General features: G+C 67.2%; 22 protein-coding genes, 2 tRNA genes and 1 riboswitch. Of the genes, 21 read left to right on the plus strand and 3 right to left on the minus strand.

Features of this window, described 5'->3' with window-relative positions; translation table 11 throughout:
* Positions 1-152: 152 nt before the first annotated feature.
* From lon to GGR89_RS14325, 6 genes are all read left to right on the plus strand, one after another.
* Complete coding sequence (lon, locus tag GGR89_RS14300; protein ID WP_125976671.1) at positions 153-2573, plus strand: endopeptidase La; 2421 nt, start codon at positions 153-155, stop codon at positions 2571-2573.
* A 157-nt stretch (positions 2574-2730) separates the two neighbouring features.
* Positions 2731-3003 (plus strand): HU family DNA-binding protein, encoded by a 273-nt coding sequence (locus GGR89_RS14305; protein ID WP_064311555.1) that lies wholly within the window; start codon positions 2731-2733, stop codon positions 3001-3003.
* Between the two features lie 109 nt (positions 3004-3112).
* Positions 3113-3187, plus strand: a tRNA-Val gene (locus GGR89_RS14310).
* Positions 3188-3324: 137 nt separating this feature from the next.
* Positions 3325-4215, plus strand: a complete 891-nt coding sequence (locus GGR89_RS14315; protein ID WP_125976672.1) for a DMT family transporter — start codon at positions 3325-3327, stop codon at positions 4213-4215.
* A gap of 242 nt (positions 4216-4457) precedes the next feature.
* Entirely contained in the window at positions 4458-6059 is a 1602-nt protein-coding gene (locus GGR89_RS14320) for a hypothetical protein (RefSeq protein ID WP_125976673.1), read from the plus strand.
* A gap of 87 nt (positions 6060-6146) precedes the next feature.
* Positions 6147-8927 carry a TonB-dependent receptor domain-containing protein gene (locus GGR89_RS14325; protein ID WP_125976674.1) on the plus strand — a complete coding sequence of 927 codons (2781 nt, stop codon included), beginning with the start codon at positions 6147-6149 and terminating at the stop codon, positions 8925-8927.
* A gap of 64 nt (positions 8928-8991) precedes the next feature.
* On the opposite strand, the gene GGR89_RS14330 is transcribed toward GGR89_RS14325, so the two are convergent.
* A complete protein-coding gene (locus GGR89_RS14330) occupies positions 8992-9657 on the minus strand; it encodes a prolyl hydroxylase family protein (RefSeq protein WP_125976675.1) in 666 nt (221 codons plus the stop codon).
* 113 nt (positions 9658-9770) lie between these two features.
* On the opposite strand from GGR89_RS14330, the gene GGR89_RS14335 reads away from it, so the two are divergent.
* The 3 genes from GGR89_RS14335 (at position 9771) to GGR89_RS14345 (ending at position 12150) form a co-directional block, all read left to right on the plus strand.
* Entirely contained in the window at positions 9771-10943 is a 1173-nt protein-coding gene (locus tag GGR89_RS14335) for an ATPase, T2SS/T4P/T4SS family (RefSeq protein ID WP_125976676.1), read from the plus strand.
* Positions 10944-10991: 48 nt separating this feature from the next.
* Positions 10992-11068: transfer RNA gene (locus GGR89_RS14340), tRNA-His, on the plus strand.
* A gap of 32 nt (positions 11069-11100) precedes the next feature.
* Positions 11101-12150: a Glu/Leu/Phe/Val family dehydrogenase gene (locus GGR89_RS14345; RefSeq protein ID WP_125976677.1), complete on the plus strand. Its 1050-nt coding sequence runs from the start codon at positions 11101-11103 to the stop codon at positions 12148-12150.
* Positions 12151-12329: 179 nt separating this feature from the next.
* Here the strand turns inward: GGR89_RS14345 and GGR89_RS14350 are convergent, their stop codons facing one another.
* Complete coding sequence (locus tag GGR89_RS14350) at positions 12330-12902, minus strand: TMEM165/GDT1 family protein (protein WP_125976678.1); 573 nt, start codon at positions 12900-12902, stop codon at positions 12330-12332.
* 10 nt (positions 12903-12912) lie between these two features.
* Positions 12913-13096: riboswitch (yybP-ykoY riboswitch) on the minus strand.
* Positions 13097-13200: 104 nt separating this feature from the next.
* Here GGR89_RS14350 and ccmC point away from each other — a divergent pair.
* The 9 genes from ccmC to GGR89_RS14390 all read left to right on the plus strand — a co-directional run bounded on the left by ccmC (position 13201) and on the right by GGR89_RS14390 (position 19041).
* Positions 13201-13926, plus strand: a complete 726-nt coding sequence (gene ccmC / locus GGR89_RS14355) for a heme ABC transporter permease CcmC (RefSeq protein ID WP_125976679.1) — start codon at positions 13201-13203, stop codon at positions 13924-13926.
* Positions 13923-14054 (plus strand): hypothetical protein, encoded by a 132-nt coding sequence (locus tag GGR89_RS22700; RefSeq protein WP_277600111.1) that lies wholly within the window; start codon positions 13923-13925, stop codon positions 14052-14054. The genes ccmC and GGR89_RS22700 overlap by 4 nt, the downstream gene beginning before the upstream one ends.
* A complete protein-coding gene (gene ccmE / locus GGR89_RS14360) occupies positions 14051-14485 on the plus strand; it encodes a cytochrome c maturation protein CcmE (protein ID WP_125976680.1) in 435 nt (144 codons plus the stop codon). Before GGR89_RS22700 ends, ccmE begins: the two co-directional genes overlap by 4 nt.
* Entirely contained in the window at positions 14482-16410 is a 1929-nt protein-coding gene (locus GGR89_RS14365; RefSeq protein WP_125976681.1) for a heme lyase CcmF/NrfE family subunit, read from the plus strand. The genes ccmE and GGR89_RS14365 overlap by 4 nt, the downstream gene beginning before the upstream one ends.
* Positions 16407-16934 carry a redoxin family protein gene (locus GGR89_RS14370; protein WP_125976682.1) on the plus strand — a complete coding sequence of 176 codons (528 nt, stop codon included), beginning with the start codon at positions 16407-16409 and terminating at the stop codon, positions 16932-16934. Before GGR89_RS14365 ends, GGR89_RS14370 begins: the two co-directional genes overlap by 4 nt.
* Entirely contained in the window at positions 16931-17338 is a 408-nt protein-coding gene (locus GGR89_RS14375) for a cytochrome c-type biogenesis protein (RefSeq protein WP_125976683.1), read from the plus strand. The genes GGR89_RS14370 and GGR89_RS14375 overlap by 4 nt, the downstream gene beginning before the upstream one ends.
* Positions 17335-17997, plus strand: a complete 663-nt coding sequence (locus tag GGR89_RS14380) for a tetratricopeptide repeat protein (protein WP_164521784.1) — start codon at positions 17335-17337, stop codon at positions 17995-17997. The genes GGR89_RS14375 and GGR89_RS14380 overlap by 4 nt, the downstream gene beginning before the upstream one ends.
* Positions 17998-18078: 81 nt before the next feature.
* Complete coding sequence (locus GGR89_RS14385) at positions 18079-18222, plus strand: hypothetical protein (protein WP_164521785.1); 144 nt, start codon at positions 18079-18081, stop codon at positions 18220-18222.
* A 33-nt stretch (positions 18223-18255) separates the two neighbouring features.
* Positions 18256-19041, plus strand: a complete 786-nt coding sequence (locus tag GGR89_RS14390) for a hypothetical protein (protein ID WP_125976684.1) — start codon at positions 18256-18258, stop codon at positions 19039-19041.
* A gap of 46 nt (positions 19042-19087) precedes the next feature.
* Here the strand turns inward: GGR89_RS14390 and ald are convergent, their stop codons facing one another.
* Positions 19088-20194: an alanine dehydrogenase gene (gene ald, locus GGR89_RS14395; protein ID WP_125976685.1), complete on the minus strand. Its 1107-nt coding sequence runs from the start codon at positions 20192-20194 to the stop codon at positions 19088-19090.
* A gap of 135 nt (positions 20195-20329) precedes the next feature.
* Here ald and GGR89_RS14400 point away from each other — a divergent pair, with 135 nt between their 5' ends.
* The 3 genes from GGR89_RS14400 (at position 20330) to GGR89_RS14410 (ending at position 23412) form a co-directional block, all read left to right on the plus strand.
* Positions 20330-20800, plus strand: a complete 471-nt coding sequence (locus tag GGR89_RS14400) for an Lrp/AsnC family transcriptional regulator (protein WP_125976686.1) — start codon at positions 20330-20332, stop codon at positions 20798-20800.
* A 168-nt stretch (positions 20801-20968) separates the two neighbouring features.
* Positions 20969-22903, plus strand: a complete 1935-nt coding sequence (locus GGR89_RS14405; protein WP_125976687.1) for a potassium transporter Kup — start codon at positions 20969-20971, stop codon at positions 22901-22903.
* Positions 22900-23412 (plus strand): 2'-5' RNA ligase family protein, encoded by a 513-nt coding sequence (locus tag GGR89_RS14410; protein WP_125976688.1) that lies wholly within the window; start codon positions 22900-22902, stop codon positions 23410-23412. The genes GGR89_RS14405 and GGR89_RS14410 overlap by 4 nt, the downstream gene beginning before the upstream one ends.
* Positions 23413-23436 lie beyond the last annotated feature (24 nt).

The following is a 23436-nucleotide window of genomic DNA, read 5'->3' on the forward strand; positions in this document are numbered from 1 at the left end:
CGTTCGGCGAGGCGAGAGGCGTAAGAATGCGGGGTAGGGCTGGAGTTTTCCACCGCAATCTGGGTTAATGCGGCGACGCGATTGATGCGCTCGTTCCAGGCCCCATATATAAGGTCTATGGTGCCCCTCCTCGGGGCAGACCCGGAGTTTTCATGAAGCAGTCCTATCCCGTCCTGCCGCTTCGCGACATCGTCGTCTTCCCGCACATGATCGTGCCGCTGTTCGTCGGCCGTGATAAGTCGGTCGCGGCGCTGGAAGCGGCGATGGCTGCCGACAAGGAGATCTTCCTCGTCGCGCAGCTCGATCCGGCCGAGGACGATCCCGGCCGCGAGGATCTCTACGATACCGGCGTTTCCGCCGAAGTGCTGCAGTTGCTCAAGCTGCCCGACGGCACCGTGCGCGTGCTCGTCGCCGGCAAGGAGCGCGGCAGCCTGACCGGGATCGAGGAGACCGGCGCCTATCTCACCGCGCATGTCGAGCCCGTCACCGAGGCGGACGAGTCGCTCGAGGATGCCGCTGTCGAGCTGAGCGCCGAGCTCAAGGCGCTGATGCGCTCGGTCGTCGAGCAGTTCGAGAACTATGCCAAGCTCAACCGCAAGCTGCCGGCCGAGACCGCCGTGCAGCTGGGCGAGCTGGAGGATCCGTCGCGCCTGGCCGATGCGGTCGCCGCCAACATTTCGGTGAAGGTCGCCGACAAGCAGTCGCTGCTGGTCGAGAATGATCCCCAGAAGCGTCTTGAGATGGTGTTCGCCTTCATGGAAGGCGAGCTGGGCGTGCTGCAGGTCGAGAAGAAGATCCGCAGCCGCGTCAAGCGCCAGATGGAGAAGACGCAGCGCGAATATTACCTCAATGAGCAGCTCAAGGCGATCCAGCGCGAGCTGGGCAATGAGGGCGAAGAGGGCGAGGGCGACGAGGTCGCCGAACTCACCCAGAAGATCGCCACGCTCAAGCTCTCCAAGGAAGCGCGCGCCAAGGCGCAGGGCGAGCTGAAGAAGCTCAAGACGATGGCGCCGATGTCGGCCGAGGCCACCGTCGTGCGCAATTATCTCGACGTGCTGCTGGGCCTGCCCTGGGGCAAGAAGTCCAAGCTGAAGAAGGACATCGCCGAGGCGCAGGGCGTGCTCGACCAGGACCACTATGCCCTGGAGAAGGTGAAGGACCGGATCGTCGAATATCTCGCGGTCCAGGCGCGCACCAACAAGCTGAAGGGGCCGATCCTGTGCCTCGTCGGGCCGCCGGGCGTGGGCAAGACCTCGCTGGGCAAGAGCATCGCCAAGGCCACGGGCCGCGAGTTCATCCGCCAGTCGCTGGGCGGCGTGCGCGACGAGGCCGAGATCCGCGGCCATCGCCGGACTTATATCGGCTCGCTGCCGGGCAAGATCGTGTCGAACCTGAAGAAGGCCGGCACCTCGAACCCGTTGTTCCTGCTCGACGAGATCGACAAGCTCGGCCAGGACTTCCGCGGCGATCCGGCCTCGGCGCTGCTCGAGGTGCTGGATCCGGAGCAGAACAGCAAGTTCAACGACCATTATCTGGAGATCGACATCGATCTTTCGGATGTGATGTTCGTGTGCACGGCCAACTCGCTCAACCTGCCGCAGCCGCTGCTCGACCGCATGGAGATCATCCGGCTGGAGGGCTATACCGAGGACGAGAAGGTCGAGATCGCCGAGCGCCACCTGGTCGCCAAGCAGATCGACGCGCATGGCCTGAAGGACGGCGAGTTCGTCCTCACCAACGAGGGCCTGCGCGACCTGATCCGCTACTACACCCGCGAGGCGGGCGTGCGGACGCTGGAGCGCGAGATCGCCAAGCTCGCGCGCAAGAGCCTGCGCAAGATCCTCGAGGGCAAGGAGACCCAGGTCACCATCACGCCCGAGAACCTTGCCGACTATGCCGGTGTCAGGAAGTACCGCTTCGGGGTGGGCGAGGAGGAGCACCAGATCGGTGCGGTCACCGGCCTCGCCTGGACCGAGGTGGGCGGCGAGCTGCTGACCATCGAGAGCGTCACCGTGCCCGGCAAGGGCGCGATCAAGACGACCGGAAAGCTGGGCGACGTGATGAAGGAATCGGTGGAAGCCGCGTTCAGCTTCGTCCGCGCGCGCAGCCCGAGCTACGGCATCAAGCCGAGCCTGTTCGCGCGCAAGGACATCCACGTCCACCTGCCGGAAGGCGCGGTGCCGAAGGACGGTCCGTCGGCGGGTATCGGTCTGGTCACTTCGATCGTCTCGACCCTCACCGGCGTGGCGGTGCGCAAGGATGTGGCGATGACCGGCGAAGTGACGCTGCGTGGCCGCGTGCTGCCGATCGGCGGGCTCAAGGAGAAGCTGCTCGCGGCGCTCCGCGGCGGCATCAAGATGGTGCTGATCCCCGAGGAGAATGAGAAGGACCTCGCCGAAATCCCTGCGAATATTCGTGAAGGCCTGGAGATTGTCCCAGTTTCGCACGTCGACGAGGTTTTGCGCCTCGCGCTGACCGAGCCGCTCACCGCAATCGACTGGTCCGATGCGGACGAACTCGCTACGCAGCCGCCCGCCGGCGTGCCGGCGATCGGAGATGCTTTGCATCATTGACATGACGTAACTTTTCTGACGCAATTCGCGCCGAAAGACTTTGACTCCGGCGGCTCGCCCGTGCTGACTCGCACGCCAGCGCAGCCGCCGCGACTCATTCGGCTATCCAATCCAATCAACGCGGTATCCCGCACAATATCAGGGGGTTTGCACCAGCATGAACAAGCAAGAGCTGATCGGTCAGGTCGCGGACGTATCGGGCCTGGCCAAGGGCGACGCGGTGAAGGCCGTCGAAGCGGTGTTCGACGTGATCACCGGCGCGCTCAAGAAGGGCGACGAAGTCCGCCTCGTCGGCTTCGGCACCTTCTCGGTCAGCAAGCGCAAGGCCTCCACCGGCCGCAACCCGCGCACCGGCGAGGAGATGACCATCAAGGCGTCGAACCAGCCAAAGTTCAAGCCGGGCAAGGTGCTGAAGGATTCGGTCAACTAAGCACCGAAAAATTTGCGGGCAGGGTGCGAAACGGGGCTGGACAGACCGCCAACCGCACCGTAAAGGCCCGCTTCCCGTTTCGGCCGCAGGGTTCCACCCACAGGCCAATGGGCGCGTAGCTCAGTGGTAGAGCACTGTGTTCACACCGCAGGGGTCGCTGGTTCAATCCCAGCCGCGCCCACCAGGTAGAGAAGCCCGCCGGACCCCAGGTCCGGCGGGCTTTTTCGTTGCTCGCCCCATCAGCCCGCGATAGGCGCGGCAGCATAGCCCATTGGCCGGTTCGTCGATTGCCGCGCGCGGGCGCGGAAGGAGGCGAGATCAATGTTGTGGGCAGGGGCGACGGTCGCGGCGGCGGCCTTCCAGGTGGCGCGCAACGCCTTCCAGCGCGGGATGATGGCCTCCAGCGGCCCTTGGGGCGCGACGCTGGTGCGCTTCCTGTTCGGGCTGCCCTTCTCGACCGCGCTGATGCTGGGTGCCATCGCCGTGGCGGGTCCGGGCAATCTCCACCCGCATCTCGGCTGGGCCTTCTGGTGGCCGGCGCTGCTCGGCGCGCTGGCGCAGGTGCTGGCCACCGCGGCGCTGCTCCAGGCGATGCACCATGCCGGCTTCGCGGTCGGTACCGCGCTCCAGCAGAGTTCGGTCCCGCTGGCGGCGCTGGCGGGGCTGCTTGTCTTCGGGGACACGCTGAGCCCGCTCGGCTGGCTGGGCGTGGCAGTGACGACCGCGGGGCTGGCAGTGCTGGTCTGGCCGCGCAAGGTGGGCGGGGAGGGGCGGCTGCTGCCGGGCGTGGTGTTCGGCACGCTTTCCGGCCTTTTGTTCGGGCTCGCGCTCAACGGCTTCCGCCATGCGGGGCTGGCGCTGGAGCCGGCGCATCCCTTCTTCGCGGCGATGACCAGCGTCACGCTGGTGCAGGCGGTGCAGACCGTCGGCCTGGTCGCCTTCCTGCTGTGGCGCGATTCGGCTGCGCTGCGGGCGGTGATCGCCGGTTGGCGGGGATCGCTCGGCGCGGGGCTGTTCGGCGCGCTCGCCTCGTCGGGCTGGTTCTTCGCGCTCAACCTAGCGCCGGCGGCGGCGGTGCGCTCGCTCGGCGTCGTCGAGATGCCGATCGCCGCGGTAGCCGGGCACCGGTTGTTCCGGGAGGCGCTGAGCGTTCGCCAGGCGCTCGCGGGGCTGGCGGTGTGCGTCGGCGTAGTGCTCACCGCCGGGCTTTGATAGCGTGATGGGGGAGCGCGTCCGCCAAAGTCGTTGCGATTGAACGATTGTGTCGTGCCCCTACCCGTTTGCATCAGCGTGCCGAGGCGTGTCTTCAAACTGTAATTTTATCGTCTTTAATTTGTCTTTGTAACCGCATCATCGAGTCATTTGCCCCGTCTAGTGCCCCGCTTGGGCGCAAGAGGGGCATCGCACGCATCGCCGCGCGCCCGGTTCACAACGAAGACGGGAGAAATTGCGCGATGGCGAGCTTCAAGCGCTACGGCCTAATGTTCATGACGACAGCCGCCACTGCGGCGCTCTCTGCCTGCAACGGCGCGGACAATGTGGCATCGCCGGGGGCAGGCAGCGTCGTGATCGTCGCGCCGACCCCGACGCCGACGCCCACGCCGACTCCGGCGCCGGTTGCGGATATCACCGCCGCGCAGTTCGCGGCAGTGACCACCGTCAACAGCATTTCCATCACCGCCGACGAGCAGCTCGCGCTGGTGAAGGCTGGCACCAATAATAACGTCAATGGCCTGAGCACGGCCATTTCCGGACTGTTCCCGGCGACTGCCACGTCGCTGACGGCCGCGCTCGATCCGTCGTCGCTTGGCAGCTTCTTCACCAGCACCAACTATGTTGGCGCGCTGAATGGTCCGAGCGACACGGCGTTCCAGCAGTGGACCTGCAACTCGACGAGCGCCAACTTCGGCGGCACCGGCGCGAACTGCACGGCGGTTCCTGCGGTAGGCACCGGCGGTTCGGCTGCTGCCTGCCCGGCGGGCACCACCGATGACGGCCTGGTCCAGACCTTCCGTGCCTGCCGCCTGCCCGCGGCGATCACCACCAGCCTGACGCTGCCGAAGATCGCGGGCGTGTTCTACCGCCTGCGCGGCCAGACCGAAGTCGGCACCGATCTGGGCGCAAGCGGCGCCGCCGGTGTCACGCTGACGATCGAGCCAGGCGTCGTCATTGCCGCGGATTCGAGCGAGTCCACCAACGACCTTCTGCTCGTCAACCGCGGCTCGAAGATCCAGGCGGTCGGCACCCGTGAGGCGCCGATCATCTTCACCTCGCAGCAGAACCTCACCAGCAACGGCGTCAGCGACGCGACCCAGGGCCAGTGGGGCGGCATCATTCTGCTCGGCCGCGCGCGTACCGCGGTCTGCGCCTCTGGCACCGGCGGCAGCAACCCGACTCCCTGTCAGCTCGCGATCGAAGGCGTGACCGGCCGCTTCTACGGCGGCACCGACGATGCCGACAACAGCGGCCAGATGTCCTATGTTCAGATCCGCTATTCGGGCATCGCCATCTCGGACGGCAACGAACTGCAGGGCCTCACCCTGGGCGGCGTCGGCTCGGGTACCGTGCTCGACCACATTCAGAGCCACAACTCGGCCGATGACGGCATCGAGATCTTCGGCGGCGCCGCGAACATCAAGTACATCGCGGTCACCGGCGCGGACGACGACGGCTTCGACGTCGACAATGGCTGGCGCGGTTTCATGCAGTTCATGATCGCGGCGCAGAAAATTTCTGGCGCCACCGCCGACTCCTTCTCGACCGAGATCGACTCGAACAACGCCGAGGACCTGCTGCCCCGGACCTGGGGTCGCTACGCCAACTTCACCTTCATCCAGACGGCGCTTGCGCCGGCGGCGATCCGTCTGCGCGGCGGTGCCGACATGACCTTCGTCAACGGCATCGTGAAGACGCCGTCGAACGTCGCCTGCGTCAACCTCGTCGCCGGCGAGACCAGCGCGACCGATCGCTCGACGATCCGCGCCAAGAACGACGCGCTGCAGGACCAGGGCCCGCCGGTGTTCAACTCGGTGTTCTTCGCCTGCAACGGCCGCTGAGGCCGCACGCCCACGCGAACCCGAGCCGGGGTGGTGCTCGCCGCCACCCCGGCATCGCACGTACTTCTAAGACTGGATGACACGGCCATGCAGCGACGCCACGCCTATGCCACGCTTCTTCTTCTGACGTCCCAGCTCGTGCCGGCGGCGGCGCTCGCCCAGAGCGCTGCTGCGCCCGCACCGACGCCGGCAGCCCCTGCGGCCAACCCGCAGGACACGGCCGAGCCGCAGGATGCGCAGCCCCCCGTCGAGGTCTCCGCGCCGGGCTTCGACGGATCGGTGCCGCAGGAGATCGTCGTCACCGGTCGCTACATTCCCAACGTCGTCCGCGCGACGCCGCAGGTCGTGTCGGTCCTCTCGTCCGAGGACATCGCCCGCACCGGCGAGGGCGACATCGCCGGCGCACTCAGCCGCGTCACCGGCCTCAGCGTGGTCGGCGGCGGCTTCGTCTATGTCCGCGGCCTCGGCGACCGCTATTCCTCGTCGCTGCTCAACGGCTCGCCCCTGCCGAGCCCCGAGCCGCTGCGCCGTTCGGTGCCGCTCGACATTTTCCCGACCACGATCGTCGGCTCGGCGCTCGTGCAGAAGACCTATTCGGTCAACTATCCGGGCGAATTCGGCGGCGGCGTGATCAACCTCACCACCAAGGCGATCCCGAAGAAGGACTTCCTGACCTTCGGCGGTTCGCTCGCCGCCGACGACGCGACCACCAGCGAGCTCGGCTACACCTATTATGGCGGCAAGCACGACTGGCTGGGCTTTGACGACGGCACCCGTTCGGTGCCCGATTTCATCCGCAATGCGCCCAAGGGCACGGGCATCATCCCGGCCGAGCAGGTGCTGCAGCTCTCCAACGCGTCGACCACGCTGCTCCAGCGCAACGCGCAGCTGCCGGCGAACTGGTCGGCGGAGATCAGCGGCGGCGGCGCGCTCGACCTGGGGTCGGACCAGCTCGGCATCGTCGCCTCGCTCGGCTACAGCAACACCTGGCGCACGCGGCTGATCACCCAGCAGGACAGCGTCAACACCAATGGCGACCTGCGCAACGATTTCCGCACGCTGCTGACCGATAACCGCGTGATCGCCAACGGGCTGCTCGGCCTGGGCTATGCCTTTGGCGAGAACACCATCCGACTGACCAACGTCTATATCCGCGACGTGCTCAAGCAGGGCCGCGGCTCGGCGGCGGAAGTGTACAATAACGCCAGCGGCCTGCGTTTCCAGCAGAACACCAACTGGTTCCAGCGCGAGCTGTTCGAGACGCAGGGCGTGGCGGAGCTCCGCCCGTTCACCGGCGTGAAGCTCGATCTGCGCGGCGCCTATGCCAATTCGAAGCGCAATGCGCCGTATGAGCGCCAGTTCGACTATCTCTGCTCGGCGACGACCACCACCGGCCAGACTATTTCCTATGACGGCGGCAATGGTGCGACCGGTTTCCAGTGCAACGGCGCCTATCAGGTGACCCAGCGCTTCTCGCCCTTCGCCTCGATCATCTTCTCGGACCTCAACGAGAATCTGTGGACGGGCCAAGGCGACCTTTCCTACAGGCCCGATGCGGTTCCGCTGACGCTGTCGACCGGCTATTACTATTCGGACACCCAGCGCTTCTCGCGCCGCCTGCAGTTCAATTACCAGACCAGCGTCGGCGGCGGCACTGCGCCCGGCTATCCGTACAATCTGCTGCGCCCCGACTATCTGCTGAGCCCGGACGTGGTGAACAACGCCTGCCCGCAGCAGGGCACCGGCGCGTGCACGATCCAGCTGCAGTTCAACACGCCGCTGGGCGCCTATGCCTATGACGCAGGCTTGCGCATCCATGCCGGCTATCTCCAGGCCGAAACCGATGCGATCGACGGCCTCCGGGTGGTCGGCGGCGTCCGCTACGAGAAGGGCAAGCAGTTCGTCACGCCGGTCGACAGCCCGTCGACGCGGCTGGACAACGACTATTGGCTGCCGGCGGTGACGCTCACCTGGAACTTCGCGCCCGACATGCAGCTGCGCGGCAGCTATGCGAAGACGATCTCGCGCCCGCAGTTCCGCGAGCTGGCGCCGCAGCAGTTCCGCGACCCGGACTCGGATCGCCTGTTCTTCGGCAACCCGCTGCTACGTGACTCGACGCTCCAGAATTTTGAGGCGCGCTACGAGTGGTTCTTCGCACGCGAGCAGCGCTTCACGCTGGCCGGCTTCTACAAGCGGATCCGCAACCCGATCGAGCAGGTCGGCTTCTACACCGGCTCGGACGACCGGCTGCAGACCGGCTTCACCAACCTGCCCAAGGCGACGCTGTACGGCGGCGAAGTCGAGGTGCAGAAGTACATCCCGCTCGACGGCCTGAACGGCGCCTTCTTCGCGACGCGCCGGCTCACCGCGATCGCCAACTACACCTATACGCATTCAGAGATCACCGCGGACGACAGCTGCGCGCCCAACGTTCTCAATCAAACGATCGGCACCTGCCAGGCCGGGTTCGGTCCCGCGTCGCTGCAGTTCCGCGACGGTGCACCGCTGACCGGCCAGTCCGATCACCTGGTGAACCTGCAGCTGAGCCTGGAGGATACAAGCCGGCTGTCGCAGCTGACCTTCCTGTTCAACTATGCGAGCGACCGCGTGACCAATCGCGGTCCGTCCAACCTGTCCGGCACCGGCTTCCAGCCGGACGTGATCGAGCGGCCGGGCGTGCGCTTCGACATCGTCGGGCGGCAGGGCTTCGAGATTCGCGGGGCACAGTTCGAACTGAAGCTGGAGGCGCGCAACCTCACTCGCACGCGCTTCAACGAGCGCCAGACCTTCGACAGCGGCAAGATCGTTTACGCCAACCGCTATATCCAGGGGCGCATCTTCAGCATCGGCCTCAGCACGACCTTCTGATCGCGGCCATGCTCAGTATCGAAGCGCCCGGAGGATTTTCCTCCGGGCGTTTCGCATCGCGCGTTCACCAGGCCCAGGGCCGCTCGCGGAACCACTGGGTGATCACATACTTGGTGCCCGCGCGGACCTTCATCGCATGGTGGATGGTCGCCGGATTGACGCTGCCGTCCGGGCGCAGATTGTTCCAGGCGAGCAGCTTGCCGGGCTCGGGCTGGACGATCTTGTCGATCGCCTTGAAGCGGGTGGCACCGCCGGCCTCGACATGGTTGAGGTACAGCATCACCGTCCAGGTCCGCTGGCCGGAGACGGCGCAGAATTTGTGGAAATCGGCGGTACCCGGATCGAAGTAATCGGTGTGCGCCTTGAATTCCTGGCCGATCGCATAGCGCTGGCCCTGCATCGGCTCGGCATGCGCGCCATCGAGCCCGATGAAATCGAGGATGCGCGCCTTGAGGTCGATCGCCAGCGGGTCCTCGGCGGCAAGGTCGCAGGTCTCGCTGGTGCGGAAGGCATAATCGTCGCCGGCATTGGCGAGGGTGGAGGGGCGGCGCTTCTCGTCGATCCGGGCCACCAGCGCGGCACAATCTGCGGGGTCGAGGAAGTTGCGCACCATGAACAGCGTCACCTTCGGGCTCGGCACCTTCTGGACGCCCGGATAGGAAAGGATGCGCGCGACGACCGGTTCGGACGGATGGCCGCTGCCGAGCGTGGGAAGAGAGGACATCTGCATGATCGCGCTTTTGCCAAAGCGGGTGCTTTCATGCCAGCCGGACGCGTGATTGTCATAAAAGTGCAGGTCGATTGTCACAAAGCCTGCGTAGCCGGGCCTCGTCCAGCAGGGGGATGACAGTGCATATCGACGTCGAACGGCATCCCGCGGCGGGCGGAGCAGCGCCCGCCGCACCGCAACTGGAGGCGCTGCTTGCCGAGGCGGCGCGGCTCGAGGCTTCCCATCTCCATGTCGAGCCCGGTGCCAGGGGTGTCGAAATCGCGTTTCGCGTCTCTGGGCTGCTGCACCCCTTTCGCGAACTGGCGCGTGCCGACGGCGATGCGCTGATCGGGCAGATCGCCGCCGCAGCCCGACTCTCGCCGGAACAAGGGCGGCCGCAGCGCGGCGAGATGCGGTGGGAAGGGGAGGTGCTCGACATCTTCGTGCTGCCGGTGGTGCACGGGCAACGGGTGGTGGTGCAGCGTGCACCCCGCCAGGCCGGGCACCGCGAGCTCGAGGCGTTGGGGATGAGCGCGGCGCTGGCCAACCATGCACGCACGGTCCTGGCGCGGGCGGGCCTGGTGCTGGTGGCGGCGCCGACGGGGCATGGCCGCAGCACGACGTTGCAGGCGCTGCTGGGGCTCGCTGCCTCGCGCACCCGTCCTGCGCTGGCGGTGGCGAGCGGCGCGATGCCCGACATGCTGGGCGTGACCCGAGCGGACGCGTCGACCGTCGTCCCGGCGGAGACGCTGCGTGCGGGCATCGAGCAGGATCTCGACATCCTCATGGTCGACTCGCTGGAGGATCGCGCTGCAGCGGCGGCGGCGATGCAGGCCACCCAGGCGGGGCGCCTGGTGCTGGCGGGCATCGACGCGCAGGATTCGGTGGCGGCGATCCAGCAGATGCGCAGCTGGCGCGTGGAGGCCTTCCATCTCGCCTCGGCGCTCAGCCTGGTGATGGCGCAGCGGCTGGTGCGGCGGCTGTGTCCCGAATGCCGCGAGCCGGTGCAGGCGACCGGTTCGGTCTCTGCGCTGCTCGGCTTCGATCCCGGCTCGATCGTCTATACCGCGGGCGGGTGCGTGGTGTGCGGGGGCACCGGCTTCGCCGGGCAGACCGGCGTCTTCGAATCGATTCGTGGCGACGCGACGATCCGGCGCTTGGTCAATGACGGTGGCGATGCGGCAATTCTCGCGCGCCATGCGTTTATCAGCACGCCCAATTTGGGCTCTGCCGCACGCCATCTCGCCCGCACCGGGGTAACGACGCCGGAGGAGGCAGTGAAAATTTCCCGGGGGCAGGGTGCGTAATCATCTTGCGCTCCGCTTCGGAGCCCGCTAAGCGCGCACTCCTTCACGGCGACCATAGCTCAATCGGTTAGAGCGCTGGTTTGTGGTACCAGAGGTTGCGGGTTCGATCCCCGTTGGTCGCCCCATTTTCCCCCTTCATCACAGCGCGGATCCATCCATGATCACCGACTGGGGCTTTCCCGATTTCGACGACCACGAGGGCGTTCACCTCTTCTCGGATCGGGCTTCCGGCCTCAGTGCGATCATCGCGGTCCACTCGACCGCGCTGGGCGCCGCCGCGGGCGGCGTGCGCTTCTGGCATTATGCCGATCACCGCGCCGCGATCACCGATGCGCTCCGCCTCTCGCGGGGGATGAGCTACAAGAACGCGATGGCCGACCTCCCCATGGGCGGCGGCAAGGGCGTGATCCTGGCGGACAAGCCGGGTGCGGAAGTGACCCAGGCGCAGCTGGAAGCGTTCGGCCGCGCGGTCGAGTCGCTCCATGGCCGCTATGTGACCGCCGAGGACGTCGGCATGTCCGAGGCCCGCATGAAGGTCGTCGCGACCCAGACCAAGCATGTCTCCGGCCTGCCGGTGGCGGCGGGCAGCGCGGGCGGCGATCCGGGGCCGGTCACGGCGCGCGGCGTCTATCTCGGTGTCAAGGCGGCGGCGAAGCGTGGCCTGGGCGTCGACTCGATGGCCGGCGTGCGCGTCGCGATCCAGGGCGTCGGCTCGGTCGGCGGCGGGCTGGCCCGGCTGCTGGCGGCGGACGGCGCCAAGCTGACCCTGGCCGACGTGCACGGCGACCGCGCCAAGGCGCTGGCCGCGGAGCTGGGCGCAGAGGCGATCGATGCCGATGCGATCCTGACGCACGAAGCCGACATTCTCAGCCCCTGTGCGCTGGGGGCGATCCTCACCGAACCGTCGATCGAAGCGCTGAAGGTGCGCGTCGTCGCGGGCGGCGCAAACAATCAGCTCGCCACGCGCGAGGACGGGCATCGCCTGCACGCGCGCGGTATCGTCTACGCGCCGGATTATGTGATCAACGCGGGCGGCATCATCAACGTTGCGCTCGAGTATCTGGGGCAGGGCGACCGTTCGGAGGTCGATGCCCGGGTCGAGAAGATCCCGGTGCGCCTGAACCAGGTGTGGGACGAAAGCGAATCGACCGGCGATCCGTCGAGTGAGGTCGCCGACCGAATCGCCCAGCGCCTGATCGGGCGGTAATCCCTTTGAGATCCTCCCTGGCCGGGGAGGCGGACCATGCGCAGCATGGTGGAGGGCCGCGCCGCGAGGCGCGGTCTTTTGCGTTCCGGGCAACCGCCGCGTGCCGCGGCGGCCCCTCCACCACGCGGCTTGCGCCGCGCGGTCCCCCTCCCCTGCATGCGCAGAGGAGGATTACGCTCTCACAACCACCCCGCCGTCTGCGCCGCGAGCCACAGGCCGATCGCGACGAACAGCAGCGCGGCGATGCGATGCACGGTGGTCAGCGGCACGCGGTCGATCACTGCCTTGCCGAGGAACACTGCCGGCACATTGGCGAGCATCATCCCCAGCGTCGTCCCCGCCGTCACCGGCAGCACCGCATGGAAGCGCGCGCCGAGCGCCACCGTGGCGACCTGGGTCTTGTCGCCCATTTCGACCAGGAAGAACGCGATCGCGGTGGTGACGAACGCGCCGAACCGCGCGGGCTTGGGCGCCTCGTCTTCGTCGAGCTTGTCCGGGATCAGCGTCCACAGGCCCATCGCGACGAACGAGGCGGCGATCGCATAGCGGAACCAGATGCTGTCCAGCAGTCCTGCGACCTCGGCACCCACCAGCGCGGCAAGAAAGTGGTTGGCGATGGTCGCGCCGAAGATGCCGCAGATGATCGGCACCGGCTTCTTGAAGCGGGTCGCGAGCAGGATCGCCAGCAGTTGGGTCTTGTCACCGATTTCGGCGAGCGCGACCACCGCGGTGGAGGTGAGCAGGGCTTCCAAGAAAGTCTCCGGGGCCGGGCGGATGCGAATCCAACGACATCGCATCTCCCCGCCCGGCACGAGCGGAGATGCGACGCCATTGGTCTCGCCCGAGCCTTGCGGCTCCGCCTGCGCCATGGCCTCTCGACCAAGTATGTTGACGCAAGCGCCCGGTGCGCGCGGCACCGGCTGGCTACTCCCCAGATGACGCGGCTCGGGTAGCGGAACCTGCACGGCGTTGCAACCCTATGCGCAAGGAGGGGCGGGGACGTGCAATCGCTGCTTGGAATCGGGGGAGAAACCCGGCTACTCCAGCGCCGTGCCGACGCTACACGCCCTCGCCAACCCGGCGCGCTTCCTCAAGATCGCCCGCCCGCTCACGCCCGCCCTGTTCGGGGTCGGGCTGGCGCTGACGCTGTTCGGCGCCTGGGCCGGCCTTACCCAGACGCCCGCCGACTATCTGCAGAAGGACAGCGTCCGCATCCTCTACATCCATGTGCCGACCGCCTGGCTCGGCATGGGCGGGTGGAGCAGCCTGGCGCTGGCGTGCCTGAGCTATCTGATCTGGCGGCACCCGCTGGCGATCGTCGCCGCGCGCGCGATCGCGCCGGTCGGGGCGGTGTTCGCCGCGCTCTGCCTGATCACCGGCTCGATCTGGGGACGCCCGACCTGGGGCACCTGGTGGGAATGGGACGGCCGCCTGACCAGCATGCTCTTGCTTTTCTTCGTCTATATCGCCTGGATCGCGCTCGCCCGCGCCGATGCCGAGCGGAGCGGCGACGGGCGCATTGCGGCGCTGTTCGGCGTCGCGGGGACGGTGCTATTGCCTATTATTCGCTATTCGGTGGTGTGGTGGAACACGCTGCACCAGGGGGAGAGCATCGGGCTCACCCGCAGCAGCATCGATGCGTCGATGCTCTGGCCGCTGTGGTTCACGCTGTCCGGCTTCAGCCTGTTGTTCGGCGCCATCGTGCTGATGCGGATGCGCGCGCTGCTCGCCCGGCAAAAGGTCGAGGCCCGGCTGCGGCGGAGGGCGGCGCAATGAACCATTGGTGGTTCGTGACCGTCGCCTATCTGGTGGTGGCGCTCGGCACCGGCGGTCTCGCTGCCGTGAGCTGGTGGGCGATGCGGCGTGCGGAAGCGACCGCGGACGCGCTCGGGAAACGCGCGTGAAGGCAAAGCATCAACGACTGACGCTGGCACTGCTGGCGGTCGCCGCCATCATCGGCGCGGCGCTGCTGGCGCTCTCCGCGCTCAAGGACCAGGCGGCGTTCTTCTATGCCCCCGGCGACGTGGCGGACAAGCCGCTGCCGCTTGGCAAGGCGGTGCGGCTGGGCGGCATGGTCGAGAAGGGCTCGCTGGTTCGCGCGAAGGACGGCGTGTCGATCGCCTTCAAGGTCACCGACGGCAAGAATGTGGTGCCGGTGCGCTTCCGCGGCGTGACCCCGGACCTGTTCCGCGAAGGATCGGGGGTGGTCGCCGAGGGCCGGTTCCAGCCCGACGGCAGCTTCACGGCCGACAATCTGCTCGCCAAGCATGACGAGCGCTACATGCCGCCGCAGATGGCGGGGAAGATGCACAAGAGCGAGTCGCTGGAGCCATGATCGCCGAAGCGGGACTTGCGGCGCTGTGGCTCGCCACCGCCTTTGCCATTGCGCAGCTGCTGCTCGGCGCCGCCGCTGCGCGCGCGACCGATCCGGCGGCAATGCTGCCGGGCGTCCGCAAGATCGCGCTGGTCCAGGCGCTGTTCGCGCTCTTGGCCTTCCTGATCCTGATCTGGCTGTTCGTCACCTCGGACATGTCGGTGCTGCTGGTGGCGGAGAACAGCCACTCGCTGAAGCCGATGCTGTACAAGATCGCCGGTGCCTGGGGGAACCATGAAGGCTCGATGCTGCTCTGGGTGACCGTGCTCGCGGTCGCCGGGGCGGGCGTCGCGCTGTTCGAGCGGCGGCTGGTGGCCGAGACCCTTTCCGCGACGCTTGCCGCACAGGCGGCGATCGCGATCGGCTTCTACGCCTTCCTCGCCTTCGCCTCGAACCCCTTTGCGCGGTTGAACCCCGCGCCGGCGGACGGGCAGGGGCTCAACCCGCTGCTGCAGGACCCCGGTCTCGCTTTCCACCCGCCGACGCTCTATCTCGGCTATGTCGGGCTCTCGGTCGCGTTCAGCTTCGCGGTCGCCGCGCTGCTGATGCGCGATGTCGGCCCGGCCTTTGCCAAGGCGATGCGGCCCTGGGTGCTCGCCGCGTGGATCTTCCTGACGATTGGCATCACCGCGGGCAGCTACTGGGCCTATTATGAACTCGGCTGGGGCGGCTGGTGGTTCTGGGATCCGGTGGAGAATGCCTCGCTGATGCCGTGGCTAGCGGCGACGGCGCTGCTCCACTCGGTCAACGTGCTGGCGACTCGCGATGGCCTGCGCGCCTGGACGCTGATGCTCGCCGTCGTCGCTTTCTCGATGTCGATGGTCGGGACCTTCCTGGTCCGCTCGGGCATCCTGGTGAGCGTCCATTCCTTTGCCGTCGATCCGACGCGGGGCACTTTCCTGCTCGCCCTGCTCGGCCTGTATATCGGCGGCGCGCTGGCGCTGTTCGGTGCGCGGGTGGGCACCGTTACGCAGGGCGCGACCTTCCAGCTGGTCAGCCGCGAGGCGGCGCTGGTGCTGAACAATCTTCTGCTCAGCGTGATCCTAGGCGTGGTGCTGATCGGCACGCTCTACCCGCTGGTCGCGCAGGCGATGGGCGTCCAGCTGTCGATCGGTGCGCCCTTTTTCGAGAAGACCGCGGTGCCGATCGCGCTGTTCCTGGTCGCGGGCACGGCGGCGGGGCCGTTGCTGCGCTGGCGGAAGGACTCGGCGCAGGCACTACTCTCCCGCGTCACCATTCCGCTGGCGATCACCGGCGTTGCCTTTGCGCTGTTCTTCGCGATGACGGGCTTCGCCTCGCCGATCGCGGTGCTGGTGCTGGCGCTCGCCTTCGGGCTGGCCGCCGCGAGTATCGCGCCGCTGTGGAAGCGCAACCTGCGCCGCACGCCGCTGCCGATCTACGGCATGGTCGTCGCGCATCTCGGCATCGCGGTGAGCCTGGCCGGCATGGCGGCGGATACCCTCTTCAAGCAGGAGCGGCTGGCCGCCGTGGCGGTCGGCGATAACCTCACCGTCGGCCCGTTCAAGGTGACCCTGACGGAGGTACGGCCCACCGTCGGCCCCAACTGGTCGGCGCTGGAGGCGCGGCTGCAGGTGCAGCGGGGCGCCGCCGAGCCGTTCGAGCTCGTGCCCCAGCAGCGCTTCTTTCCCAATCCGCCGACCAACACCAGCGAAGCCGCGATCGCCACGCTGTGGGACGGGCAGGTCTACACCGTGCTCGGCGCGGCCGACGGGGCGGGGCGGTGGCAGCTCCGCCTCTGGTGGAAGCCCTTCGTCACGCTGATCTGGGCAGGCGGGGGGCTGATCGCACTGGGCGGCATCCTGTCGCTGCTCGGCCGGGTGCTCCGCGCCCGGCGAGAAGCACGCGAGCGGGAGGAATGGGCATGAAGAAACTGCTGATCTGGCTGCCGCTCGCCTTGTTCGCTTTGGTCTTCGCGCTGGTGGTGAACGGGCTGATCGAGCCGAGCGACCGCATCGTCCGCTCCGCGATGGTCGGAAAGCCGTTGCCGACGCTCCAGCTACCCGCGATCGTGCAGGGCAAGCCCGGCATCGACACCGCCGCCTGGCCCAAGGGCACGCCGCGGCTGCTCAACGTCTTCGCCAGCTGGTGCATTCCATGTGTTGCCGAGGCGCCGCAACTGCTCAAGCTCAAGCAGGCGGGCGTACAGATCGATGCGATCGCGGTGCGCGACAGCCCCGCCGAGGTGCAGGCCTTCCTCGCACGCAATGGTGACCCCTATGCGCGGATCGGGGACGATGCCGCGATGCGCGCGCAATTGTCGCTCGGCTCCTCGGGCGTGCCGGAGACCTTCGTGATCGACTCGCGCGGCGTGATCGTCGACCAGCATATCGGGGACGTCCGGGCGGAAGACGTGCCCAAGCTGCTCGCCGCACTGGAGAAGGCCAAGTGAAGCGGTGGCTGCTGCCCGTCGCGCTGTTGCTCGCCGGCGCGGCGCAGGCGGACTCGACGCTGCCCGTCTCGCCGCTCGCCTATACGCAGCTGCCCGATCCCGACCAGGAAGCCCAGGCCAAGGCGCTGATGGAAACGCTGCGCTGCCTCGTCTGCCAAGGGCAGAGCATCGCCGATAGCGACGCCGATATGGCGGGCGAGATGCGCGCGCTGGTCCGCCAGCGGATCGCGGCGGGCGAGCGGCCGGCGCAGGTCCGCACATGGCTGATGGAACGCTATGGCGACTATGTCACCTACGACCCGCCGCTCAGCTGGATCACCGCGCCGCTGTGGATCGCCCCGCTGGCGTTGCTCGCCCTCGGGCTGCTGATCGCACGCCGGCTGTTCAAGGGGAAGGCGGCATGATCGGCTGGCTGGTCTTCGGCGGCTTCGCGCTGCTTGCAATCGCGCTATTGCTACTCATTCGCTTTCCGAAGCGCTTCTGGACGGTGCCCGCGATGGCGGTGATGCTGGCGGGCGCCGGCTATGCCTGGCAGGGGCAGCCGAGCCTGCCCGATCATCCGGTGGAGGGCGTCGCCAGCGTGCGCCCGCTCGACCCCGACCTGATTGCGGCGCGCGAGGGGCTCTTCGGCCGGTTCAACTTCGATTACAGCTATTTCATGGCCGCCGATGCGATGACGCGTGCCGGCGCGCCGCAGCTCGCCGCGACGGTGATGCTCGGGGCGGTGCGCAAGGCGCCCAACGACCTCGGGCTATGGGCCGGGCTCGGCCTGGCCCTTTCCGAGCATGATGGCGACCAGCTCTCCCCGGCGGCGCGCTACGCTTTCGACAAGGCCGAGACGCTTGCGCCGAACCATCCTGGTCCGCCCTTCTATCGCGGCGTCGCGCTCGCGCGTGCCGGGGATCTGGAAGCCGCCCGCCAGGCCTGGGGCAAGGCGCTTCGCCTCCTCCCGCCAACCGCAAGCTATCGCGACGATATGGTCGGAGTGATGCTGAAGCTTGACCCCGGTCTTGCGGCGGCAGCGCGATCTGCGCTGCCGGCAAATCCGCCGCCCGCCCGCTAGCCAGTCGTTACCTCTCTCTATTGGAACTGGCATCGCTCGTCGGCGGTGCTTCGAGTTCCAGCGGATACAGGGGCCTGACTAATGCACCTCCAGCGCGGCAAGCCCGCCGACTTCATGCAAGACGGCCTAAACGAAGCGGATCATGCCGCATACGTACAGGCCGAAGACATGCTGTGGGTCATGCTGGAGGACCTCCTCAAGCCGGACGACCGCCCGGAAACCTGAGCTGCCTTTCCGCAGTTTCTGTCAGCCCTGCCGATGTTCTCGCGCGTGGTCCGCAACAGCCATGCCAAGGCGGCCGGCGGCGGCGTGCAGCTCGACATGCGCGTGGCGATTGCCTTGGAAGTGCCGCTGGCGATGCGCGAAGCGCATGAAGGCCAATTGAAACTCGCGATCTCCCGCCTGACGCGCATCGCGACGCTGCAGAACAATTCGATCCTCGCGCAGGGCGCGCTGTTCCTCGTCCACGGCATGGCCGACCCGGAGAATCCCAGGTACAAGCTGGAAGGGCGTTTCTGCGCCAAGTCGTTCCTTGAGCTGCATGTGCTGGGACGCTCCACGCACCAGTGCTGCGCCAGCATACGCGACGGCAGCTGTCGGCACTGCAACAAGATGGCGTGCCCGGCGCTCCACAAGCGCGTGTTCTCGCTGCAGATCAGCATCGACGGCGCCTCCGCCGCCGCGCACGAGCTGCTTCGCCGCGGCGCGCGCTGGGAGGTGATGCAGCAGAATCTCCGCTTCGCGGCGGGCCTGCTCGAGCAGGGCCTGATCGAGCGGCTGTCGCTGAGCTTCACCGTCCAGGCCGAGAATTTCCACGAGATGGGTGAGGGGTCGCTGAACGCGACCAGCATCTATTTCGGCAAGGTGGCCAATTGGGGCACCTTCTCGCCGGCGGAATACGCGGCCAAGGCCGTGTTCCTGCCGGACCATCCGCAGCACCAGGCCTTCCTCGCGGCCATGGCCGATCCGCGCCTGCGCTCGCCGCGCGTGCAGCGGGGCAATCTGCTCGAGTTCCTGCCCGAGAACAGCGCCGTCGCCGCCTGAAGGCCGGTCCCCGCTCGAACGCAGGTCCGAGCGGGGATCTCATCGATCAGCCCGCCCAGGCCTCGAACGGCAGGTCGAGCGCGTCGGCCACCGCCTGGTGGCGGATCTTGCCGCCCGAGACGTTGAGGCCGTTGGCAAGGTGGCGGTCGGCCTTCATGGCGGCTTCGGCACCCTGGTTGGCCAGCTTCAGCACGAAGGGCAAAGTCGCGTTGTTGAGCGCGAAGGCCGAGGTGCGGGCTACCGCGCCCGGCATGTTCGCCACGCAATAATGGATCACGCCGTCGATCTCGAACACGGGATCGTCGTGCGTGGTCGCTCGGCTGGTCTCGAAGCAGCCGCCCTGGTCGATAGCGATGTCGACCAGCACCGAGCCGCGCATCATCGTCTTGAGCATATCGCGGGTGACGAGCTTCGGCGCTGCCGCACCCGGCACCAGCACCGCGCCGATCACCACTTGCGAGGTGCGGACTGCCTCGGCGATCGCGGCCTTGCTGGCATAGGCGGTCTTGATCTGGCTGCCGAAGTGCATGTCGAGCTCGGCGAGGCGCTCGTTGTTGATGTCGTAGATCGTCACGTCGGCGCGCTGGCCGGTCGCCATCTGCGCGGCGTTGATGCCGGAGACGCCGCCGCCGAGGATTGCGACCTTGCACGGTGCCACGCCAGGCACGCCGCCGAGCAGCTCGCCGCGGCCGCCCTGTTCCTTCTCGAGATAGTGCGAGGCGACCTGGACCGACATGCGGCCTGCGACTTCGCTCATCGGCTTGAGCAGGGGGAGGGCCCCCGAGTTCGAGGTCACCGTCTCATAGGCGATGCAGGTGGCACCCGACGCCATCAGGCCTTCGGCCTGCGGCTTGTCGGCGGCGAGGTGGAGATAGGTGAACAGCAGGTGGCGCGGCTCGAGCAGCGCGATTTCCTGCGGTTGCGGCTCCTTCACCTTCACGATCATGTCCGACTGGGCGAACACGGTCTTCGCGTCGGGCGCGATCTGGGCGCCGACCGAAGTGTAGGCGGCATCGTCGAAATCGATGCCCATGCCGGCCTTGGTCTCGACCAGCACGCTGTGGCCGGCATGGACCAGCTCTGCCACCGAGGCGGGGGTCAGGCCGACGCGATATTCGTGATTCTTGATTTCCTTGGGAACGCCGATGCGCATGGAAACTCTCCTAAGTTCAGGTGGCGCTTTATATCGCGACGCCCGACCGCAAGTCCCTGCAAAACGCGTCTGCCAAATCCCCTGATTGCGCATGAAAGTTGCGTATTTTCGATTTTTTCGCGTAATCCATGCGCAATGGATCGAATCGATACGGCAATCCTCAAGCTGCTGGCCGCAGATGCACGCGCGCCCGTCAGCCAGGTCGCGGCGGCGGTGGGGCTGTCGCAATCCGCCTGCACGCGGCGCATCCAGGGGCTGGAGGCGGACGGCCTGATTCGCGGCTACGGTGCCCGGCTCGGCCACCGCCGGCTCGGCTTTCGCGTGACTGCGCTGGTCGACATCACCCTCGGCACGCAGGTCAAGGAAGACCTTGCCCAGTTCGAGCTGGCGGTGGGGCGGATCGACGGCGTGGTGGAATGCGCGCTGGTCTCCGGCAACCAGGACTATCGTCTCAAGATCCTGTGCCGCGACCTCGACGATTACGAGCGGCTGCACCGCGAGCATCTCGGCCGATTGCCGGGGGTGGTGACGATCAACAGCAGCTTCGTGCTGCGCGACGTGCCGACTCGCGGCGAGGGCGACGCCTTGTTCGGCGCGGCGCGTTGACTATCTTGGGGCGTCTTGGAACGGGCAGGGCGCTGATGCGTCTAGCCGCCCTGGACACGCTTGTTGATAGGGCATGTTGCACATGCTAACTGCCCGCATCCTGATGATGATGAGAACACAGGTCTCTATGGCCAGGTCGGTTCGCTACTCTCAGCGTCTGTCGCACCGGTGAATACCGAAGCGACCGGAGACGCTGCCGCGCTCCTCCCCGATTCGGAACCGCATGGCGGGCATGGTCACCACGGCCAGGACCGGACATGGAAACTCGCGCTCGGTGCCATCGGCATCGTGTTCGGCGACATCGGTACCAGCCCGCTCTACGCGTTTCGCGAGACCTTCGCGAACGAGCATCACGAGCTGCCGCTCGACACCCCGCATGTGCTGGGTGCGATCAGCCTGATGTTCTGGTCGATGATGGTGGTGGTGACGCTGAAATACGTCACGATCATCATGCGGGCGGACAACAAGGGCGAGGGCGGCAGCCTGGCGCTGCTCGCGCTGATCTCGGGCCGCGGCGGCCAGCGCCGCTGGACCCAGGGCATCGTGCTGCTCGGCGTGTTCGCCACCGCGCTGTTCTACGGCGATTCGATGATCACCCCGGCAGTCTCCGTGCTGTCGGCGGTGGAGGGCCTTGCCGTCGCCGCGCCGGGCTTCCACCGACTGGTGGTGCCGATCGCGGTTGTCATCCTCGTCATGCTGTTCTCGATCCAGCGGACCGGCACCGCGCGCGTCGGCGCGTTCTTCGGGCCGGTGATGATCTTCTACTTCCTCGTCATCGCGACGCTGGGCGTGGTCAGCACGGTCCAGACCCCGCATGTGCTGCAGGCGCTGTCGCCGCATCACGCGGTGCATTTCTTCATGCTCGACCCGCTACGTGCCTTCCTGGCGCTCGGCTCAGTCGTGCTGGCGGTGACCGGCGCCGAGGCGCTCTATGCCGATATGGGTCATTTCGGCCGCAACCCGATCCGCATCTCCTGGCTGTGGTTCGTGCTGCCGGCGTTGATGATGAATTACATGGGGCAGGGCGCGCTGCTGATCCGCGATGCGGAGGCGCTGCGCAGCCCCTTCTACCTGCTCGCACCGGAGGCGCTGCGGCTGCCCCTGGTGTTCGTCGCCACCGCCGCCGCGATCATCGCCTCGCAGGCGGTGATCTCGGGCGCCTTCTCGGTGACCCAGCAGGCGATTCAACTCGGCTTCGTACCGCGACTGCGTATCGACCATACCAGCGCCGCGACGGCCGGGCAGATCTACATCCCGGTGATCAACTGGGCGCTGATGGTCATGGTGATCCTGCTGGTGCTGAGCTTCCAGACCTCGTCGAACCTGACCGCCGCCTATGGCATCGCCGTCACCGGCGCCATGCTGATCGATAACTGCCTGCTCGCGGTGGTGCTGTTCAACCTGTGGCATTGGAAGAAGCGCTACGCGATCCCGCTGCTGGCGGTCTTCTTCACCGTCGACCTCGCCTATTTCGCGGCCAACCTCACCAAGGTGCCCGATGGCGGCTGGTTCCCGCTGATGGTGGGCTTCATCATCTTCACGCTGCTCACCACCTGGGCCAAGGGCCGCAAGCTGATGATCGCCCGGCTGCGCGAGAGCGCGATGCCGATCCAGATCTTCATCGAATCGGCCGCCAATGCCGCGACGCGCGTGCGCGGTACCGCGGTGTTCATGACCTCGACCCCGGACGGCGTGCCCCACGCGCTTCTCCATAACCTCAAGCACAACAAGGTGCTGCACGACCGGGTAATCCTGCTGACCGTCAAGATCAGCGACGTGCCCTATGTGGCGGAGGACAAGCGCTTGGTGGTGGAGGATCTGGGCAAGGGCTTCCACCGCATGATCCTGTACTATGGCTTCATGCAGGAGGCCGACGTGCCAGCGGCGCTCAAGTCGGTCGACGCCTGCGGGGCCGAGTTCAAGATGATGGAGACCAGCTTCTTCCTGGCCCGCCAGACCCTGCTGCCCTCGTCGCGGCCGGGCATGATGATCTGGCGGGAGAAGCTGTTCGCCTGGATGCTGCGCAACGCCGAAAGCGCGATGGAGTTCTTCCGTCTGCCCACCAACCGCGTCGTCGAGTTGGGCAGCCAGGTGGAGATTTGAGCGGGGCGCCCGCCCCGCTGATCGTCACGGCGCTGTTCGGCAGGCAGGACCAGGCCTGGTTCGATTCGCTCCGCCGCGCGCACTTCCCGCCCGAGCGGAACCAGCTCGACGCGCACCTTACGCTGTTCCACCATCTGCCGCCCTCGGTGGCCGAGGAGCTCAAGCATCGCCTCGCCCGGGAGACCCGCGGGGTGCGGGCCCCGCGCGCGCGGGTGAGCGGGCTGATGTCGCTGGGGCAGGGGGTTGCCTATCGAATCGAGGCGCCCGAACTCGAGGCGATTCGGGCCGGGTTGCTGGAAGCCTTTGCAGGGCTGCTCACCCCGCAGGATGCGGGCCGCTGGCGGCCGCACGTAACGGTGCAGAACAAGGTCCGCCCGGTGCTGGCCAAGGCGCTGCTGCGTGCGCTGGCGGCGGATTTCGCGCCGAAAGTCGTGGAAATATCAGGGCTTGCGAGCTGGTGGTACCGCGGCGGCCCTTGGGAATTGCATTCTCGTCACATGTTCGCTTGACGGATCGCGTCCACCGACATAGAT

Origin of the sequence: Sphingomonas trueperi, assembly GCF_011927635.1 — a bacterium.
Classification (GTDB): Bacteria; Pseudomonadota; Alphaproteobacteria; order Sphingomonadales; family Sphingomonadaceae; genus Sphingomonas; species Sphingomonas trueperi.

Coding starts and splice junctions, on each gene's coding strand:
- lon (WP_125976671.1), top strand. CDS start 153: ATGAAGCAGTCCTATCCCGTCCTGCCGCTTCGCGACATCGTCGTCTTC.
- GGR89_RS14305 (WP_064311555.1), top strand. CDS start 2,731: ATGAACAAGCAAGAGCTGATCGGTCAGGTCGCGGACGTATCGGGCCTG.
- GGR89_RS14315 (WP_125976672.1), top strand. CDS start 3,325: ATGTTGTGGGCAGGGGCGACGGTCGCGGCGGCGGCCTTCCAGGTGGCG.
- GGR89_RS14320 (WP_125976673.1), top strand. CDS start 4,458: ATGGCGAGCTTCAAGCGCTACGGCCTAATGTTCATGACGACAGCCGCC.
- GGR89_RS14325 (WP_125976674.1), top strand. CDS start 6,147: ATGCAGCGACGCCACGCCTATGCCACGCTTCTTCTTCTGACGTCCCAG.
- GGR89_RS14330 (WP_125976675.1), bottom strand. CDS start 9,657: ATGCAGATGTCCTCTCTTCCCACGCTCGGCAGCGGCCATCCGTCCGAA.
- GGR89_RS14335 (WP_125976676.1), top strand. CDS start 9,771: ATGACAGTGCATATCGACGTCGAACGGCATCCCGCGGCGGGCGGAGCA.
- GGR89_RS14345 (WP_125976677.1), top strand. CDS start 11,101: ATGATCACCGACTGGGGCTTTCCCGATTTCGACGACCACGAGGGCGTT.
- GGR89_RS22700 (WP_277600111.1), top strand. CDS start 13,923: ATGAACCATTGGTGGTTCGTGACCGTCGCCTATCTGGTGGTGGCGCTC.
- GGR89_RS14365 (WP_125976681.1), top strand. CDS start 14,482: ATGATCGCCGAAGCGGGACTTGCGGCGCTGTGGCTCGCCACCGCCTTT.
- GGR89_RS14370 (WP_125976682.1), top strand. CDS start 16,407: ATGAAGAAACTGCTGATCTGGCTGCCGCTCGCCTTGTTCGCTTTGGTC.
- GGR89_RS14380 (WP_164521784.1), top strand. CDS start 17,335: ATGATCGGCTGGCTGGTCTTCGGCGGCTTCGCGCTGCTTGCAATCGCG.
- GGR89_RS14385 (WP_164521785.1), top strand. CDS start 18,079: ATGCACCTCCAGCGCGGCAAGCCCGCCGACTTCATGCAAGACGGCCTA.
- GGR89_RS14390 (WP_125976684.1), top strand. CDS start 18,256: ATGTTCTCGCGCGTGGTCCGCAACAGCCATGCCAAGGCGGCCGGCGGC.
- ald (WP_125976685.1), bottom strand. CDS start 20,194: ATGCGCATCGGCGTTCCCAAGGAAATCAAGAATCACGAATATCGCGTC.
- GGR89_RS14400 (WP_125976686.1), top strand. CDS start 20,330: ATGGATCGAATCGATACGGCAATCCTCAAGCTGCTGGCCGCAGATGCA.